The 14,997-nt window shown below is 47.1% G+C and carries 11 protein-coding genes, 6 tRNA genes, 1 rRNA gene and 1 riboswitch; of the genes, 3 read left to right on the forward strand and 15 right to left on the reverse strand.

Annotated elements, in window-relative coordinates:
• The first annotated feature begins 14 nt into the window (after positions 1 to 14).
• Both AC2JF8_RS07460 and AC2JF8_RS07465 read left to right on the forward strand, forming a co-directional pair.
• Positions 15 to 98: transfer RNA gene (locus AC2JF8_RS07460), tRNA-Leu, on the forward strand.
• A gap of 73 nt (positions 99 to 171) precedes the next feature.
• Positions 172 to 393 (forward strand): PspC domain-containing protein, encoded by a 222-nt coding sequence (locus AC2JF8_RS07465; protein ID WP_500729075.1) that lies wholly within the window; start codon positions 172 to 174, stop codon positions 391 to 393.
• Positions 394 to 514: 121 nt separating this feature from the next.
• Here the strand turns inward: AC2JF8_RS07465 and AC2JF8_RS07470 are convergent, their stop codons facing one another.
• Together AC2JF8_RS07470 and leuS are read right to left on the reverse strand one after the other, a co-directional pair.
• Positions 515 to 2,158 carry a putative polysaccharide biosynthesis protein gene (locus AC2JF8_RS07470; RefSeq protein ID WP_500762421.1) on the reverse strand — a complete coding sequence of 548 codons (1,644 nt, stop codon included), beginning with the start codon at positions 2,156 to 2,158 and terminating at the stop codon, positions 515 to 517.
• Positions 2,159 to 2,253: 95 nt separating this feature from the next.
• A complete protein-coding gene (gene leuS / locus AC2JF8_RS07475) occupies positions 2,254 to 4,668 on the reverse strand; it encodes a leucine--tRNA ligase (RefSeq protein WP_500762423.1) in 2,415 nt (804 codons plus the stop codon).
• Positions 4,669 to 4,925: 257 nt separating this feature from the next.
• Here leuS and AC2JF8_RS07480 point away from each other — a divergent pair, with 257 nt between their 5' ends.
• The gene (locus AC2JF8_RS07480) at positions 4,926 to 5,600 is read left to right on the forward strand and encodes a phosphatase PAP2 family protein (protein WP_500762425.1); all 675 of its coding nucleotides are present in this window, start codon (positions 4,926 to 4,928) and stop codon (positions 5,598 to 5,600) included.
• A gap of 97 nt (positions 5,601 to 5,697) precedes the next feature.
• Here AC2JF8_RS07480 and AC2JF8_RS07485 read toward each other — a convergent pair whose 3' ends face one another.
• From AC2JF8_RS07485 to rrf, 13 genes are all read right to left on the reverse strand, one after another.
• The gene (locus tag AC2JF8_RS07485; RefSeq protein WP_500762427.1) at positions 5,698 to 6,465 is read right to left on the reverse strand and encodes an NAD(P)H-dependent oxidoreductase; all 768 of its coding nucleotides are present in this window, start codon (positions 6,463 to 6,465) and stop codon (positions 5,698 to 5,700) included.
• A 256-nt stretch (positions 6,466 to 6,721) separates the two neighbouring features.
• The gene (locus tag AC2JF8_RS07490; RefSeq protein WP_500762429.1) at positions 6,722 to 8,167 is read right to left on the reverse strand and encodes an MDR family MFS transporter; all 1,446 of its coding nucleotides are present in this window, start codon (positions 8,165 to 8,167) and stop codon (positions 6,722 to 6,724) included.
• Between the two features lie 18 nt (positions 8,168 to 8,185).
• On the reverse strand, positions 8,186 to 9,385 hold the full coding sequence (gene metK / locus AC2JF8_RS07495; RefSeq protein ID WP_500762431.1) for a methionine adenosyltransferase: 1,200 nt from the start codon (positions 9,383 to 9,385) through the stop codon (positions 8,186 to 8,188).
• Positions 9,383 to 9,465: riboswitch (SMK box riboswitch) on the reverse strand. (Overlaps the previous gene by 3 nt.)
• 61 nt (positions 9,466 to 9,526) lie before the next feature.
• Positions 9,527 to 9,599 (reverse strand) — tRNA-Val (locus tag AC2JF8_RS07500).
• Positions 9,600 to 9,603: 4 nt separating this feature from the next.
• Positions 9,604 to 9,675: transfer RNA gene (locus tag AC2JF8_RS07505), tRNA-Glu, on the reverse strand.
• Between the two features lie 158 nt (positions 9,676 to 9,833).
• Positions 9,834 to 9,906: transfer RNA gene (locus AC2JF8_RS07510), tRNA-Val, on the reverse strand.
• A 315-nt stretch (positions 9,907 to 10,221) separates the two neighbouring features.
• Positions 10,222 to 10,851 carry an ABC transporter ATP-binding protein gene (locus tag AC2JF8_RS07515; protein ID WP_500762433.1) on the reverse strand — a complete coding sequence of 210 codons (630 nt, stop codon included), beginning with the start codon at positions 10,849 to 10,851 and terminating at the stop codon, positions 10,222 to 10,224.
• A gap of 4 nt (positions 10,852 to 10,855) precedes the next feature.
• Positions 10,856 to 12,913, reverse strand: a complete 2,058-nt coding sequence (locus tag AC2JF8_RS07520; protein ID WP_500762435.1) for a DUF1430 domain-containing protein — start codon at positions 12,911 to 12,913, stop codon at positions 10,856 to 10,858.
• 183 nt (positions 12,914 to 13,096) lie between these two features.
• A complete protein-coding gene (locus tag AC2JF8_RS07525; protein ID WP_500762437.1) occupies positions 13,097 to 13,390 on the reverse strand; it encodes a lactococcin 972 family bacteriocin in 294 nt (97 codons plus the stop codon).
• A 998-nt stretch (positions 13,391 to 14,388) separates the two neighbouring features.
• Positions 14,389 to 14,538 carry a hypothetical protein gene (locus AC2JF8_RS07530; RefSeq protein WP_500762439.1) on the reverse strand — a complete coding sequence of 50 codons (150 nt, stop codon included), beginning with the start codon at positions 14,536 to 14,538 and terminating at the stop codon, positions 14,389 to 14,391.
• A gap of 154 nt (positions 14,539 to 14,692) precedes the next feature.
• Positions 14,693 to 14,783, reverse strand: a tRNA-Ser gene (locus tag AC2JF8_RS07535).
• Positions 14,784 to 14,789: 6 nt separating this feature from the next.
• A tRNA-Asn gene (locus AC2JF8_RS07540) sits at positions 14,790 to 14,862 on the reverse strand.
• A gap of 11 nt (positions 14,863 to 14,873) precedes the next feature.
• Positions 14,874 to 14,990 (reverse strand): 5S ribosomal RNA (gene rrf / locus AC2JF8_RS07545).
• Between the last annotated feature and the right edge of the window lie 7 nt (positions 14,991 to 14,997).

Consider the following 14,997-nt stretch of genomic DNA (forward strand, 5'->3'; position numbering starts at 1 on the left):
ACTGAAAATATTAAGCCCCGATGGCGGAATTGGCAGACGCGCAGCGTTCAGGTCGCTGTTTAGGCAACTAAGTGAAAGTTCGAATCTTTTTCGGGGCATCAATACAAAAAGCCAACCCACAAAGGTTGGCTTTTTTAGTAAATTCATTTAATATCCATGGGGGGAATCATCATGCAAAGGCGTTTGACTAAGTCACGGGATAAAGTTTTAGCGGGCGTTTTCGGCGGTATTGCCGAATATTTTGGCTGGGACAAGGCCTGGACCCGCATCGGTGGCGGCTTCTTAATATTCTCCACCGGTTTTGGCTTGTTCGTCTACATCGTTGCGGCAATCGTGATGCCAGAGCAAGGCAGCCGCGATGATACTCCCAGTGGTGAATTCCATAGGCCCTGATTGTGTAGGACCACGCACCGTGCTACAATATAGTTCCTTGGCAGGGGCAGTGCAAAAAGGCAAACTGGCCGCTTTTGCAAGCAAAAAGCATTATTACTCAATTAAAGTAATAATGCTTTTTTTATGCCTTAATGTGCAGCTTGCGCAAAACAGGAACAATCTTATCACCCAAAATTTTCTGGGCCAGGTTGGACTTAATTGCGGCAAAGCCATAAATCAGCGTGCCAGCACCAACCGCTAATACGACGATAACAAGTGCCTGCCAGCGATTGGTTGGATCTAAGACCAGCCCCAGTGCTTTTTCAAGGCCAATAACACTTACAAACATGACAAGCGAGAAAGCCGTGATGCCGACAAAACGGCGGCTCGTTCGATTCTTATTAAAGTCGTAGGTTACTTCAAGGTGCTTGATCGCCAGGAAAATGATGGCCAGCATGCCCAGGTTGGTCGCAACAAGCGGTCCAAAAACCTTAAACACGTAAATCATGGGGTACTGCGCAAGCAACTTGAACGCCAGGCCCAAAATCAGGTACTTGATTGCTAACCCGTTTTCGGACAAGCCCTGCAGAATTGCCATTAAAACCGTGAACAGTCCCAGCGTTATCGCAGTAAACGAGGATAAGTACAACACGTTGGCTCCCAATTGGTCATAACCGTAAAAGATTGTGTAAACGGGCGTGGCGATTGCCGCCATGCCAAATGCTGCCGGGATCATGACGAACAAAAACAGGTCCAGCGTGTTGCCGACCTGCGCGGAAATCGCGCGAAAGTCGTGCTTGGCGTGCGCTGCAGACAAGAGCGGAATTGCCGTCACCGCCATCGCGCTGGCAAGAGACACGATGATCATGATCAGCTTGTTGGCATTCAGCGCAAACAGCGCGTACCACGTCTCAATCGTGTTGTAGCTGGCGCTCATGACGCTGGCAATCATGGGGTGAAAGGTGTATTGGTCCACCAGGTAGAACAACTGGATGCCCGCATCGATGATGATAAAGGGGATGGCCTGCGCAATAATTTCTTTAAACAGGGCCGCGGTTGAGACCTGAATCTGGTTGTCCGATTCTGCGACTAACTGATTTAAATTCTGCCGCTTCGAGAATAAAAACCAGCCCAGGATCGCAATCCCAAATACCGCACCAATTGCCGCCGCCAGGTTCGACTGAACGACCGCGTCGACAAAGTTGCCGTGCTGCACCTGCATGATGACGTATGCCGTTAAGAGCATCCACAAAACGCGGGCCAGCTGCTCCACAAACTGCGACAAAGCCGAAGGCATCATGTCCGCATAGCCCTGAAAGTAGCCCCGCATGATGCTCAGCACGGGAATAATCAAAATAGCATACGACAGGCTGCGCATAACGGCGACCTGCCTCGGGTCGCTGCGTGAACCGTTTGACGCCAGAAAAGGCGACGCAAAGTACATGACGGCCGCCGAAATGATACCCAGCAGAACCATTAGGATGAGACCGCGCCGAAACAGCTTGCGGCCAACACCGTATTCATTCAGCGCATTGTACTTGGCAACCTGCTTGGCCACCGCGCCCGGAATCCCCGCAGTTGAAATCAAAATAAAGATACTGTAAATATTATAGCTCCTGGCAGTCAGTGCATTCGCAATGTTGCTGTAAGGCGCCATCCAGTAGAACCACGGGATAATGTACAGTGCACCCAAAATGCGCGAGGTAATGGAGCCAAAAGTCATCCACGCGCTGCCCGTGATGAAGGTATCCTGCGTATTTTGCTTTGTCAACTTGTTTTCTTTCATTAATATTCCCTAAATCTAATGTACTAACTATCTTATTTTGAAGCAAAAATAGTAATTAACAATAAATATATTATCCGCTTTAGGAAAAATTAAGTTTATTTGGCAACAATATTGACAATCTTGTTTGGCACAACAATTACCTTTTTGACTTCCTTGTCGGCCAAAAACTTCTGAACGTGTGAAATAGCCAGGGCCTTTTTCTCCAGTTCGTCCTTATTTTCATCCTTCGGTGCGGTAAAGCTGCCACGCAGTTTGCCGTTAACCTGGACCATCATTTCAACCGTTGCTTCAACCAGTTTTTCCGGATCATAACTTGGCCACTTTGCAAACGTCACTGATTCATCGTGACCGAAAATCTGCCAGATTTCCTCCATCATGTGGGGCGCAATCGGCGCAATCATGGTAATGAACCCCTCTGCGTATGACCGCGGAATGGTCTTAGCCTTTTGGGCCGCATTGACAAAGACCATCAATTGTGAGATTGCCGTGTTAAAGTGCAGCGCATCAAAGTCTTCGGTAACCTTCTTGACCGTCTCGTTATAAACCTTGTCCAGCGTGCCGTCATTTTCAGCGACAATATTGGCCTGTGGAATCGCCTTGAGGTCAAGGTCATTGACAAACAAACGCCAGATGCGGTCCAAGAATTTCTTCGTCGACGCCGGACCATTATCGTCCCAGTCAATCGAAGCATCAAGCGGGCCCATGAACATCTCGTACATGCGCAGACTGTCAGCACCGTACTCATCAATCACGTCGTCCGGGTTAACCACGTTGCCCTTCGACTTGGACATCTTTTCGTGGCCCTTCAGAATCAGGCCTTGGTTGTACAGACGCTGGAACGGCTCTTCGTTAGGCACAACGCCCAAGTCGTAGAGCACCATGTTCCAAAAGCGCGCATACAGCAGGTGGCGGACGGCATGCTCGGCCCCGCCGATATACAGGTCAACGGGCAGCCACTGCTTGAGCTTGTCTAGGTCTGCCAATTTATGATCATTATGCGGGTCGATGTAGCGCAGGAAGTACCATGAAGAACCGGCCCAGTTAGGCATCGTGTTGGTCTCGCGCTTGCCCTTGCGGCCGTTTTTGTCAACCACGTTGACCCAATCTTTAAGGTTGACCAGCGGGCTTTCCGGCGTGCCCGACGGCTTGATGTCCGTTGCGTGCGGCAGAACGAGTGGCAATTCGTCCTCCGGAACCAGCGTGGTCTCGCCGTCTTCCCAGTGAATAACCGGTATCGGTTCGCCCCAGTAGCGCTGCCTGCTGAAGTCCCAGTCGCGCAGCTTGTAGTTGACCTTTTTCTGGCCCACGTGGTGGTCTTCAAGCCACTCCACCATCTTCTGCTTGGCCTCTTCGACCCTTAATCCGTTTAAAAAGGCGGAATCAACGTGGACGCCATCACCCGTATAGGCCTCCTTAGAAACATCGCCGCCCGCGATGACCGCTCTGATGGGCAAATTAAACTTTTGGGCAAACTCGTAGTCGCGCGTGTCGTGTGCTGGAACCGCCATGACCGCCCCGGTACCATAGCTGGCCAAAACGTAGTCGGAAATCCAAATTGGAATTGCCTGGTCATTAACCGGATTAATTGCGTACGCACCGGTAAAGACGCCGGTCTTGGTCTTGTTCAGGTCGGTCCGCTCTAGGTCAGATTTGGACTCAATCTGCTTAATGTACTTGTTGACGTCGCCGCGGCGTGCTTCCGTCGTAATCTTCTGGACCAGCTTGTTTTCCGGGGCCAGAACCGCATAAGTAGCACCGAACAGGGTGTCAGGCCGTGTGGTAAAGACATCAAATGTTTCACCAGCATCCTTGACCTTGAAGGTCACCTGCGCCCCGACCGAGCGTCCAATCCAGTTGCGCTGCATTTCCTTAATATTTTCCGGCCAGTCGAGCTTGTCCAGGCCGGCAAGCAGGCGGTCAGCATACTTGGTAATGCGCAGCACCCATTGCTTCATGTTGCGCCGGTAGATGGGGTAGCCACCCCTTTCCGTCTTGCCATCGACAATGTCCTCATTGGCAACAACAGTTCCGAGGTCAGGCGACCAGTTGACCGGAACCTCCGCCTCGTAGGCCAGACCATGCTTGTACATCTGCTCGAAGGTCCACTGGGTCCACTTATAGAACCGCGGATCTGCGGTTGACAATTCCCGGTCCCAGTCGTAGGAAAAGCCCAGCTTGTTGAGTTGACGCTTAAAGTTGGCAATGTTGGCCTTGGTAACAACAGCCGGATCCTGGCCGGTCTGCAGCGCATACTGCTCCGTCGGCAGGCCAAAGGCATCCCAGCCCATCGGGTGCAGAACGTTGTAACCCTGGCTGCGCTTCATGCGCGCCACGATATCCGTTGCGGTGTAGCCTTCTGGGTGCCCCACGTGCAGACCCTTGCCCGACGGAAACGGAAACATGTCCAGCACGTAATAATTTTTCTTCTTCGGGTCAGTGCCCGTTTTGAAAGTTTGGTTTTTGTCCCAATACTTTTGCCACTTCTGTTCGACCACCTTGTGATTGTACATTCTTATTCACCTCATAAAAAAAGCCCTATGAAATTCTTCATAGGACGAATAATCGCGGTACCACCTAAGTTTCACGCTGCACGCATGACTCTTAACGCTCCTTAACGCGGATAGCAAACGCTAGATAACTAACCGGGCTCAGTTCACAATCCATCCTTCAAGCCTTGCACCCACCGGCTCCTCTCTTTGGAAAAATAAAATTGCTACTAATTCCCGACCTTTATTTTTTGACCGATAATGATTATAATTTACCACAAATGCTAAAAAAAACAAAGGGAGAAAGTTATTTGTATACGACACACGAAGAAAAAAAAGACACAATCATCCCGGCGGCCATTTTTGTGGTGCTATATGCGGTCTGGGCCGTCCTCGTTGCCAGCGGCAGTCGGTTCATTCACCAGTTTGACCACACCCTGATCGGGGTCATCTGCAACAACAATCCGGCGGCCGTTAAGTTTGCCACCACGTTTACCAACCTGGGCAACACCAGCGTGATTGTGCTTGAGACCATCATTCTGGTCGTCATCCTGGTCGTCTTCAGGAAGTATGCCTACGCACTCTTCACGGCGGGCACGATGATTGCGGCCAACGGCTACAACTGGATTCTTAAGCATGCGATTGAACGCCACCGCCCGCCGGTCCACCACCTGGTACGCGCGGATGGGTATAGTTTCCCCTCGGGCCACTCGGTCGGCAGCGCCGCGCTTTTCGGTGTTTTGATTGTTCTAACCATTTTGATAATTAAAAACCGGGCAGCCAAAACGGTGCTCTGCATTATCTGGGCCTGCTTCCCGCTGCTGATTGCATACACGCGCGTCTTCAGCCACGTCCACTACCCGTCCGACGTGGTCGGCGGGCTTTTAGGAGGCATCACCTTCGTGCTCATCGGTTATTCCTTTTTGCACCACTTCTACTTCGAAGAACGGTTCTAAAATAGGTCATATTAAAAACCAAAAAGATTGCAGTTTTCAACTTATGGAGACGCAATCTTTTTTTGCTGCAGCTCATTCGTGTTTTCTGGCTGCAATTTCAACCGGGTTTAACCACATCCAGCAAATCACGCTTTATGTGTTCCTTTAGGATCGCACGCAGGCTAGTTAGCTGCTCCTGGTAGTCAGACGCAAAATTTTGCGGGCGGCGGTCATTGACGAAGCGCCCAGCGTTATTCATCCCCCAAAATTGGGCCGTATCATCGTCGAAGACCTTAAAGGCCTTCATGTACTGGTCCCACAATTGATCGTTTTGGCCGCAGCCATCGCCTACATAGCCCTGGCCCCCGCCCAAATAGCCGCAATTCATAATCGTGTAAAGATGCTTGCCGCCCAGTAGGCCTGCCGGTCCGTTGGGGCCGTCCTTGTAAGCAAAACCCGCCGCAAAGACTTTTTCGATGTAGCCCTTCACAATGCTGACCGGTGCATCGTGCCAGTTGGGATAAGCAAAAACCACGACGTCTGCTTGCCGCACCAATGCCTGCTCCTGGGCCAGGTATGCGGGCGCCTGCCCCAATCCATCCTTGACGTAATAAAATTCAGCAGGGTGCAAAACCGGGTCGAAATTAAGGTCATAGAGGTCACGCAGCTCGACCACCCAGCCGTTTTGTTCCAGGTGCTGCATCGCCGTATTGACCAGGTCATAAGTCAGGCTGTACTTGCGCGGTTCGCCCACGATAAACAGCCCCTTGATTTTATTTTGTTCGCCTTTAAAACCATGCGGGACGTAATTCTGCCGCAATTCCTCAGGTACAATCGTCGCCGACGTTTTTATTTCACCACTTAATATTTTTTTGATTTGATCCATCGCAGCTGCCTCTTTCTACTCTCCTGTTTCAATATAGCACAAATTTCTGTGTCCATGCATTAATGGCCACATCCTGACCCAATTATATTTGCAGGCTGTTGTGCCCGCCAATCAATTAACAAAATACTTTTTAGCGCGTATGCTGTAAAATTAAATAATGAAAAGGGTAAAAGAATCTGCTACTCTTAATTGCCTGCAAACAAAGAATCCGCCGGTGTGCTATCACATCAGCGGATTCTTTTTATTTAAGATATTTTTATTGCCGTTTTTTATACGTAAAGTTGAAAACAAATGAAATAAGGATTGCTACAAGGGAGACCACGTAAACGCCCTTCAATGCACTGAATAGAACTTGCCGCAGCTGCGGAATCAAGTTAGCAGCCAATTCTTGGGCCTTCGCCGCCGAAACAATTTTATTCATCATGCCTTGGGTCAAATTCGGATGCCCGGCTAACTGACTTGCAACAACCGTGTTGAAGGTAATGCCGTAAATCGAGACCATCATCGTCTGCCCCAGGTAGCGCATCAGCGTGTTAAAGGACGTTGCAACGCCGATGTTAGCGGTCGAAACCAAAACCTGGGAACGCACCTGCGAGGCGGTCAGGATGGAACCAAATGCAATACCATTCATCGCTGCAATGATGCAGAAGACCCAGAACGGCGTGTGGAGCGGCACGACGAGGAGCATGCAGTCCGCGACCAAAAGCAGGGTGAGCATGCCGTTAAAGGTCCTGCGCACGCCCCAGCGGCTCAGCATCCCGCCGATGAGGAAGGAACCGACCACCCACATGACCGAGCTCGGCGTGACCGCAAAGCCGGCCAAAGTGGCTGACGTTCCCTTAATCCCCTGCATCCACGTGGGAATATAAAATTCAAAACCGATGACTACACCGGCAATCAGCAGGGTAATCATGTTAAGCGCAAGGAACTCTCTGCCCTTGAGCATCGACAACGGCATTATCGGGTCCTCTGCGCGCTTTTCTTCGTGATAGAAGATGACTGCACTGACGACTACGACTGCAGCTAGAACGAGCAGAATGAGCGGACTAAGCGTGCTCAGCTCCTGCAGGGTGAACATCAGGGTCAAGAGTAAAACAACCAGCCAAAATGTCCCCTTAACGTCCAACTTTGCCTTCTTCTTGGTCTTAGGCTCGTTTAGGAATACCATGACCAAAGCCAGGGCAATTAGACCAATCGGAACGTTGATGTAGAAGACCCAGTGCCAGGACAGCTGCTGAACAATGAAGCCCCCGAGCAGCGGCGCAATAACTGACGCAACACCCCAAAAGCCGGAGTTTAGTCCCAGCATCTTGGCGCGCTTGTGCAGCGGATACATATCGGCAATGATGGTCATCGCCACCGGCTGCACCGCACCGGACCCGAGGCCCTGAATGACCCGAAAGAGGATTAATTCAACCATGTTGTTGGCTTGTCCGCAAAGAGCCGAACCGATGACAAACAGGACAATGCCGAACAAGAACACCGGCTTGCGGCCAATGCTATCGGCTAACTTCCCGTATAGCGGGGTCGAAACAGCGGTCATAAACAAAAAGATTGAAACAACCCAATTCATGATTTCCAGGCCGTTGAGGTCTGAAACAATCGTCGGCATCGCCGTTGAAACGATTGTCCCTTCAATTGCCGTCATAAACGTTGTCATGAAGATCGCAACCGTCACTACCGCCACATTCGTTTTTTTCAAAATTACCGCTCCCCCAAATTACTTGTTTTTCTTGATAAAATCCAAAAGCGCCTGAACCTGATTGGTCTGCTCCCAGGGCAAATCAATGTCGGTCCGGCCAAAGTGACCGTATGCTGCTGTCTGTTCATAAATCGGGCGGCGCAGGTCAAGCATCTTGATAATGCCTGCTGGACGCAGATCGAAGACGTGACGGACTGCGCGCGTTAACAACTCATCGCTGACCGTTCCCGTCTTTGCGGTATCAATCATGATTGATACCGGGTTAGCAACGCCGATTGCGTAAGCGAGCTGAACTTCGCAGCGGTATGCTAAACCGGCCGCCACGATATTCTTGGCCACGTAGCGGGCCGCATAACTGGCACTGCGGTCGACCTTGGTCGGATCCTTACCCGAAAAGGCGCCACCACCGTGACGGGCATAACCCCCGTACGTGTCAACAATAATCTTGCGACCGGTAAGACCGGCATCCCCTTTGGGCCCACCAATAACAAAGCGCCCGGAAGGATTGATTAAATACTTCGTCTTTTCATCCAGGTACTGGGATGGGATAACCTTCTTAATCGCTAAATCAATCATTGCCTGCCGAATTTCATCGTTAGGCACTTGTGCGGTTGTTTGAGTTGAAATCAGCACGGTATCAACGCGCTTTGGTCTGTTATCGTCACCGTATTCAACGGTCACCTGGGCCTTGGCATCGGGACGCAACCACGAGAGCGTGCCCTCCTTGCGCAATTTTGCTACCTGCCGCATTAGGCGGTGGGCCAGCGAAATCGGCAGCGGCATTAATTCCGGCGTTTCCTTGATGGCAAAGCCAAACATCAACCCCTGGTCACCTGCCCCAATTTGATCCAGTTGATCCGTCTTTGTCGCCTTTTCACGGACTTCAAGCGAATTGTCGACTCCGTCTGCAATATCAGGCGACTGTTCGTCAATATCGATCAAGACGGCACAGTTGTTGCCATCAAAGCCAAGCTCCGGCTTATCATAACCAATCCGCAAGACTGTGTTACGTACAATCTGCTGGATATTGACGTAGGCACTTGTCGAAATCTCACCAAAAACATAGACCAGACCCGTAGTTACGATTGTTTCGCAGGCTACGTGAGCACTCGAATCCCGGGCAATAATTGCATCCAAAATCGCATCAGAAATTTGGTCAGCTATTTTATCCGGATGACCCTCAGACACAGACTCTGAAGTAAATAAACGTTTTTCCATAATAGTCCCCCTCTATAGACAATTGCTATTCGGTTACCAGGCATCTCCACTAGTGGATCCTCTCAGGACTTAAACCGATTAAGAAATTTATTCGTTCTTTTTATAAAAAAAGACTACCGTAATCCGGTAGTCTTAGAACGATGGAGGATATAGGGCTCGAACCTATGACCTCCTGCTTGTAAGGCAGATGCTCTCCCAGCTGAGCTAATCCTCCAAAGTGACCCGTACGGGATTTGAACCCATGTTACCGCCGTGAAAGGGCGATGTCTTAACCACTTGACCAACGGGTCGTGTTAGCAAATCAAAAGCACATTCAATAGTATACCTGATGAATAACAAATTGCAACAATTATTTGCCAAAAAATAAAATTTCTTGGTTGCGTCAATATGCTCATTATATTTTTCAAAAACAAAAAGAATGAAGTAACCTTCATTCTCTTCCGGGTTATGGAGGATATAGGGCTCGAACCTATGACCTCCTGCTTGTAAGGCAGATGCTCTCCCAGCTGAGCTAATCCTCCAGTTTTTTGTCGCCTCTCGACTACTCTTAAAACTTTACCATAAGATATTGTTCATGTCTATATTTTTTTGATTTTTTTCAAAATTAAATTTTATAAATAGCGCTAATGCCTGTAAATACGGTGATAGTCAAAATTGCAAATAACAAATAAAATCACCGCCCACCTGCTGATTGCAATTGGTAAAGAGTACATATTAATCTAGCACAATGAAATAAAAAGGTAGCTTAATATGAAATGAGTTGATGTGAACCCTAGAATTTATTAAACTGTCCTAATTTGGGAATTCACATCAAGTTTAGGCACGAAAGTCATTTTTTATAGCTTAATAATTTTAGAACAATAGCCAGCTACCACAGGGTCATGGGTAACAATCACCAGCGTCTTGCCCATCATGTTGAGCTGCCTTAATTCCTTCATAATAATGTCGCGGTTCCGCTCGTCCAGCGACCCGGTCGGCTCATCCGCCAGAATCAGTTGGCTGGGCTTGATTATGGCCCGGGCGACGGCAACCCGCTGCTGCTGGCCACCAGAAAGCTCATAAATTTTGCTGTCTCTGTATTCTTCAAGGCCAACCCGCCTGAGCGTCTCATCAATCTGCCTTATCTTAGTTGCCTTGTTCTCCCTGACATATTTTTGTGCCAAGACCAGATTCTGGGTAACGGTCTGATTATCAATCAAAGCAAAGTTTTGAAAGATATAATTAATCTTATTGCGAATCTGCTGGCCTGCCTGCCTGCTGTTAGGCTTAATATTTCTTTGTCCGTCAAAAATATATCTGCCGGAGTCAAAGCCATCAATTAATCCCAGAATGTTTAATAGAGTCGATTTGCCGCTGCCACTGGCACCCATAACGGCTACCATTTCTTTGTCCTTGACTTCTAAATTTAAATTCTGAAAGACGACCTTGCGTCCAAAAGATTTGGTCAAATTATGGATTTCAATCATTGTCTCACCCGCCCTTCAATACTTGAACAATATTCCGGTTCTCCTGGCCGATAAAGATGGCCAGCGTCACCAATAAATCTACCCCGGCTAGCAGTACGCCTACGAGTAATGCCCCAACGCTCTTGCCCCAGAAGCAGGCTATGCCGATTTGAACCGCATACAGGCTAAATAAGAGGGTGATGGCCATGCCGTAACGATCAATGACCCTAAAGCCCAGTAGGCGCAAAATCGACAGCTTCCGCTCATTGGTTCTGAAATAAAGGACCGCGCTGAAGGCCGAAACAATCAGTGAAATCGTAAAGGTAACGCCCAGCAGAATCAGCGAAAGCATTAGTCCCCAGCGGTATGTAGTAGTAAGCTGATTGGCAAGCGAAGCTGCCGTCGCAAACTTTATCCGGATGCCCCGCATGTATTTAGCTTTGCCTAAACGCTTAATCAGCGCCCGGTTACGCCGATTGTTTTTGATTCTGATGGGATTACTCAGGCCCGCAACGGACAGCTGCAGCTTGCTCCAGTGATCCAGGTGGTTTGAATCAATCAATTCATAGATTGGCCGCTTAAAAAGCTTAAGCTGTTCATTGAGGTAAACCGGAGTCGCTGGCGCAGACCGGTAGTACACAATATTTACCCTCGTTTTGGCCAAGTCTTTTTCCGACCCGTCCGAACGATCAAGGACAAGCAGCTTGGCGAGTTTAGTTGCCTTATCATGGTCCTTTTTCATTTCAACCGGCACGTAGAATGTGTTTTTCAGCTTCCCAGATGCATTCAGACTCAGACGCTTGAGGTAGTTTCGGTTAATCCGCACCACCTGGTAACTGTCCTTGGGGGCAAAGCTGTCAGCAACCTTGAAGCGGGCCAGGTTCTTTTGCGGGTTAGTGATTGCGCCAGCCACAAAGTAGGCATTGCTCCCTTTTTCCAGGTCATTAAAGAAGCGCCCTAGCTTGGCCTCATTCTTGCCATTATGAACATCATCATTTCTAATGGCTTCGGCAGAGACAAGACTAGTTCGTTCCTCCGCTAGGTAGTTTCCCAAGCGGGCCACCCGGTCGTATTGCCTATTTTTTTCATTGATTTCCTTAATATTAATCACCCCGCCTATTAGCAATACCGTAGTCAACACCACCGTGGCAATCTTGATGATTAACGTGATGGTCATGCCCAGGTTGAAGTTGATGCCCTGCTTTAGCATCGTGATGATTCGAATGCTTCTAATCAGGGTAAGTGCAATAAGAATAGACATGGCAAAAATCATGAAGACGACCAACTGGCTAAGCAGCACCCACTTGACAAAACCGGCTGGCCAGTAAGCGAAAAGCAACCTGATTCCGACATCAAAAAGTAAGCTGGCGCCTAGTAGGGACGCAAGCGGCAGCGTGAACAGCTTGCCCACCACATCCAAGTTAGACAGGCCTAGCAGCTTGTACACGCCAATTTGTTTAACGCTTGTCAGCGGAAGCGAAAAGGTGGCCAGGACTGTAAATACAGCCAATGTTAGGAACAAGGCCAGGTAAATCATCAGCGTCCGATTAACGTATTCCTTTTTGGAAAACACTTTGGGCGTCAGTAGATCCTTCTCGCTCATTTTAAAAAATGCGGCCAGTTTGCGCACAACTACTCTGCGGTGTCTCGGGTTGCCGATAACCGTGTAGACACCGTTCACGGACTTGTCTTCTTTGCTCCAGAATTTGTCGAGGCTCTGCAGCCTGATGCGCTCACTCTTCCAGAACACAGGAATGTCTCTGCCCTGTACATACGTGGTCTTCTTGTTGGAAAACAGGTTAAACTTCTTATTCCGGGCGAAGAATTCATAATAGGGAAAGCTGGCCTTGCTAGCCACAGCCGACTTAATTACGGTTTCACCACTATAATCGGTCTTGATCAGCGTCAAGCCATACCTGCCGGCCATGCACTTAAAAAAGGGCAACGTCTCGTCTGCCGTGCGTGAACTATTAGATAAGTACACCTTAAACGAGTTTGATGTCTCCTCTATTTTCTCAATCCGATCTTGGTCCTTAGTTTGGTAAATGTTGATTACCAATAGACCCGCCAGAACGGTCATCATTACCAAGAATAGGCTAACTACTTTTTTGATAAGATCACTTCCTTTCAGTTGTAATAACATTAGTAAATAAAATAGTATTATTATGTATATCAGTAAAAACTCTTGCATACTTTTAGAAAAGGAAATTTTTCTAAAAGTATGCAAGAGTAGTAGGCAATAAAGGAAATTAATTAGTTATTGTTATTATTCATAACTCCACCAATAATTTAGACCTGTAGGCGGGATTTTGGTATATTTTGCTTGAGACCAATTTCCGGCACTAGCGACAGCCTTACTCCGATTACTTTTGCTGGGTCCAACTGCTGAACCATGTCTACGAGCAGTATGAAGATAATCGGAATAGCCAAATGTACCACTCCAACCTATTCCATGGTTCCATACGCCACCACCAACATTTTGTGCTAGTGTAGTGGTGGCTGTACCAGCAAGTCCTAAAGAAGTAACTATAGTAGCGATTGACAATATCTTTTTAAACATGTAATGCGCCTCCTGATTTACTAACCCATATATTACCTATACAAAGCATAACATAATATATTAAATAAAGCAACCGCTTACAAAATAATCCTTATTGCGCATTATCCACCCACAAAATTGTCTTAAAATGAAGTGCTCCATAATAGTCATATTAATGTCTAACTATTATGGAGCACTCCCGTTTTTAGAATCAGTTACTTCAACTTCAGTTGAAGTTTGCGTATTATTACTAACAAGTTTTAGAAAGTTAATGTCAACTGACTTAATCATATTTAAGACAATATTATTTCTGGCTAAAATTTTAGGTCATTAATATCTGTTGAAATCTTATAGCGATAATCTTATTTGAAATATGGATCATTTATGAACTATTAGCTATTTCGTTAAGCTCTAGAGAAATTGTGCCTTTAGTTAAATTAAGATAAAATCCTTTAAACATCAGTTCTCGATAGGGATTAACACCGTGCGAAACAATGATTTAAATAATTGCAATAGTCCTTTTGAGGCTAAATATTCAATTTTGGTTGTTTTATTTGCTTCTTCATCAATGATGGAACCGTGACTATTTTTAGCTAAACAAAATCACTTCTATTAGCTGTGTAGATATTAGCATTATTAGCAATCAAATAATACCTTAATTGGTCATCACCACAATTTATCGTATAACCGTTGATAATCCAACGAAGAATGCCAGCAAAGCAAACTGCAACATCCCCGTTAGCCAAACAAGAAAAGTTTATGCTGCAAATTCCTTCAGCATACTAGGACCACCTTTATAACAAGCTCAATTTAACCCCCACTAGAAGAAGCAATTAGAAAGAATGTTAATTATTACACCATAAAGAATCAAGGCCAAGCTAAGAGGGCTAACCCCGATGTGCAATCAGGGTTAGCCCTCAACTAAAATTTATTAAACTGTCTTAATTTGTGGATTACATCAATTTGGTAATACTTTTTAGTCTTTGAGTTTTAAGCTGGTAATAGTTATCAGCTGTAGCTTAAATAAAGTTAACTGCTTCAGCGCCATGCAATACTAGTGCAATGCCAAACGTAGTTGCTGCCATAGACAAAAAGCCAGACAAAATGAAGCTGTTTAAGCAAACCGTGATTAAACCCAGATAAAACAATATTTTTTTGCGTTTAGCCATGATTGTCTCCTTTCTAGCTAGATAATTAAAAGTATATCATCGATGAATAATAAATAAAAGGTAAATTATAAAATGAAGTTGAACAATAACCTGTTTTAAAAAAAGAAAAAAGCTTGCCAAATACTAATTTAACAAGCTTTTCTCTTTTTAATAGCGGAGTGTGAGAGATTTGAACTCTCGATACAGGATTAAACCCGTATACATGATTTCCAATCATGCTCCTTAAGCCACTCGGACAACACTCCAAAATACTCCGGCTGTCAGACTCGAACTGACGACATCTTGATTAACAGTCAAGCGCTCTACCAACTGAGCTAAGCCGGAATATTAAAAAAGCACGGCAGCGTCCTACCCTCGCAGGCAGTCTCCCACCAACTACTCTCGGCGTGAAGAAGCTTAACTACTGTGTTCGACATGGTTACAGGTGTTTCCTTCTTGCTCTTGCCACCGTACTTTTCT

Source organism: Lactobacillus sp. CA30L (assembly GCF_059900845.1).

Coding starts and splice junctions, on each gene's coding strand:
- AC2JF8_RS07525 (WP_500762437.1), bottom strand. CDS start 13,390: ATGTTTAAAAAGATATTGTCAATCGCTACTATAGTTACTTCTTTAGGA.
- AC2JF8_RS07480 (WP_500762425.1), top strand. CDS start 4,926: ATGCTAAAAAAAACAAAGGGAGAAAGTTATTTGTATACGACACACGAA.
- leuS (WP_500762423.1), bottom strand. CDS start 4,668: ATGTACAATCACAAGGTGGTCGAACAGAAGTGGCAAAAGTATTGGGAC.
- AC2JF8_RS07520 (WP_500762435.1), bottom strand. CDS start 12,913: ATGATGACCGTTCTGGCGGGTCTATTGGTAATCAACATTTACCAAACT.
- metK (WP_500762431.1), bottom strand. CDS start 9,385: ATGGAAAAACGTTTATTTACTTCAGAGTCTGTGTCTGAGGGTCATCCG.
- AC2JF8_RS07530 (WP_500762439.1), bottom strand. CDS start 14,538: ATGGCTAAACGCAAAAAAATATTGTTTTATCTGGGTTTAATCACGGTT.
- AC2JF8_RS07470 (WP_500762421.1), bottom strand. CDS start 2,158: ATGAAAGAAAACAAGTTGACAAAGCAAAATACGCAGGATACCTTCATC.
- AC2JF8_RS07485 (WP_500762427.1), bottom strand. CDS start 6,465: ATGGATCAAATCAAAAAAATATTAAGTGGTGAAATAAAAACGTCGGCG.
- AC2JF8_RS07515 (WP_500762433.1), bottom strand. CDS start 10,851: ATGATTGAAATCCATAATTTGACCAAATCTTTTGGACGCAAGGTCGTC.
- AC2JF8_RS07465 (WP_500729075.1), top strand. CDS start 172: ATGCAAAGGCGTTTGACTAAGTCACGGGATAAAGTTTTAGCGGGCGTT.